This window comes from Streptomyces incanus (assembly GCF_042656345.1).
In the GTDB taxonomy this organism is placed as follows: Bacteria; Actinomycetota; Actinomycetes; order Streptomycetales; family Streptomycetaceae; genus Streptomyces; species Streptomyces incanus.
In genome coordinates this window covers 18,215-20,319 of the sequence record NZ_JBHSPC010000026.1, presented here as the reverse complement: position 1 = coordinate 20,319, position 2,105 = coordinate 18,215, and the positions used below count along the sequence as shown (strand labels likewise).

The window sequence follows — 2,105 nt, the reverse complement described above, 5'->3', positions numbered from 1 at the left end:
CCACTGCCTGTCACATCGTCAGGCAACGCGACCGCCGACCACCTTCTGAATGCTTACGCGTTGGCCGGGTTCTCTCCAAAAGATGGCTATGGCCAGAAATGACCTAGCTCACGGAAACCTTCCGTATCATGAGATTTTCCAGCAGGCGGGAAGATCGATTAAAGATATCGAGTCCTATGTGTCCAATGTGAGCGATTTCTCTTCGCACTTCGTTGACTCATGGAACGAATATCTGGCCGGCGAGGAATATCTCGTCAAGTGACCCACGCAAAAAATCGGCGGAGTCTCAATGGGCGAGTCAAGCTCCATCGAGCGCGATCAGTAGCCGAAGAAGTGCGTGGGCGCCCCACTGACCTGTGGCTTTGTATGCGATCAACGCTGTGACCTGCGGCTAGGCCGTCAACGGTTGTCAGCGTTGGTCGCCGTTGTGCGCCCTCGTACGGCCCGGAGACGGCCCGAGAACGCGCCCTGAGGGATGGGATGATCTACTCGGAGGGGTGCGAGTGGACATGCTCGAGCTGATGGAGTGGCTGGCCGAACGGGGAGTCACGACCGTGTTCAAGGTCGACGGTGACCGCATGACTGAGCACAGGAAGGCATGGATGGTCATCGTCAGTGGTGGGCCGCTCGGTGAGGACTCGTTCTTCCGCGCGGACCTGGGTACGGCCGACGCGTGCCTTGACTCGTTGCTCGCTCACCTGGAAAGCAAGGGCCTGTCGCCGTTTGCGTGATCAGCTGCCCTACGTGGTCGTCACTGCCACTCGATGCGAACTATGGGCGGGACTGTCGCGGAGGCCTGCCCGGCTGGTCAGTTGGTCGTCTGAGGTCCGTTACGGGCGGCTGCGGGCGCGGTGGCTGCTGTACTGCGCTGCTGTACAGCGTCTGTTGTCGGGGCGGTCAGACCTTCGGCCTAAGCTGCGCCTATGTGGAAAGAAGTCGCTGCCGAAGCCTTGCCCGAGGTCGAGTTCCGCGCACCCGTTGACGCGACTGCTCTAGCCGAGGCGGAACGGCGCCTCGGCCGAGGCTTGCCGGCGCAGCTGACTGCTCTGCTGATGGAGACCAACGGGATGGTCGGCGAGTACGGGACTGACGTCGTATGGTCCCTGGATCGGATTGTGGAGCAGAACCTGCTGTTCTGGTCCCCCGATACGTTCCCCGGCCTGTACATGCCCTTCGATCCGCTGCTGTTCTTCGGCGACAACGGCGGGGGCGACCAGTTCGCCTTCGTGCTAACGCCTGAGCGTCCGGACATCTTCGTCTGGGACCACGAGAATGACAGTCGGCTGTGGGCTGCGCGCGAGCTGGAGGACTACCTGCACCGTTCCCTCGCGGGCGATGGCGACTGGTACCGGTAACCACCCTCTACGTCCCTAGTTTGGAAGACCGCGTATGCGGGTGGGCGCTGAGCTGGAGAGACGGTGACCTGCGCGTTCCTCGCCGAGTCCCCGTGGTTTACCGTGCAGCCCCCTCAGGTGCTGCTGTGTCGGGCACGCGGCGGGCACGCTCAGTCGTCGGCCTGCTGATCTTCCTGGCTGCGAGGAAGGGTCAGTGAGATAGACCACATAGCAGCCAGCATGCCGAAGCCGTAAGGCAAACCGTCCCACGGCTGCGGCAGCGACTTTTGGAGCCATGTGGTCGCCGCGCAGATGAGCACAAGTACCAGGATCAGCAAAGGGCGCCGGACGACGTGCCTGACTATCGCGATGAACGATGCGCCGAACTGCGTCAGTCTCCCGGGCTTCATGTCCGGGACTGTAGCGCCGCTTCCGTTACCTTCACCACGTTCACCAACCCACCACTCACCCCAGCTCCCATCCCGTCCGCCGTCGACCCACACACCGTGGAGCGGGCGTGGTTCCTGGCGTCCAGGTGGAGCGCGCCACTGTACGAACGACCTGGACGCCAGGGGCCGCGTCTGCTCGGCTCTGCCTGGGTCGACGGTGGACGGGATGGGAGCTCCCCGCGCACACCACTACGGGCCCGCGGTCGGCAACGGCGCCCCCTCCATCCCGGTGCCGGCCGATCCCCCGCCGGAGGCATCATCTTGTGCCCGCGGGTGACATCCCGCCCTTGCCCGCTTGCACGCAGCGCGCCGCCGGGCGCGG

At 63.9% G+C, this 2,105-nt stretch carries 3 protein-coding genes; 2 read left to right on the top strand and 1 reads right to left on the bottom strand.

Annotated elements, in window-relative coordinates; translation table 11 throughout:
* Positions 1-509 precede the first annotated feature (509 nt).
* Both ACFP2V_RS10550 and ACFP2V_RS10545 read left to right on the top strand, forming a co-directional pair.
* Positions 510-731, top strand: a complete 222-nt coding sequence (locus ACFP2V_RS10550) for a hypothetical protein (RefSeq protein WP_381208991.1) — start codon at positions 510-512, stop codon at positions 729-731.
* A 192-nt stretch (positions 732-923) separates the two neighbouring features.
* On the top strand, positions 924-1,355 hold the full coding sequence (locus ACFP2V_RS10545) for an SMI1/KNR4 family protein (protein WP_381208988.1): 432 nt from the start codon (positions 924-926) through the stop codon (positions 1,353-1,355).
* A 149-nt stretch (positions 1,356-1,504) separates the two neighbouring features.
* Here the strand turns inward: ACFP2V_RS10545 and ACFP2V_RS10540 are convergent, their stop codons facing one another.
* Positions 1,505-1,744, bottom strand: a complete 240-nt coding sequence (locus tag ACFP2V_RS10540) for a hypothetical protein (RefSeq protein WP_381208985.1) — start codon at positions 1,742-1,744, stop codon at positions 1,505-1,507.
* Between the last annotated feature and the right edge of the window lie 361 nt (positions 1,745-2,105).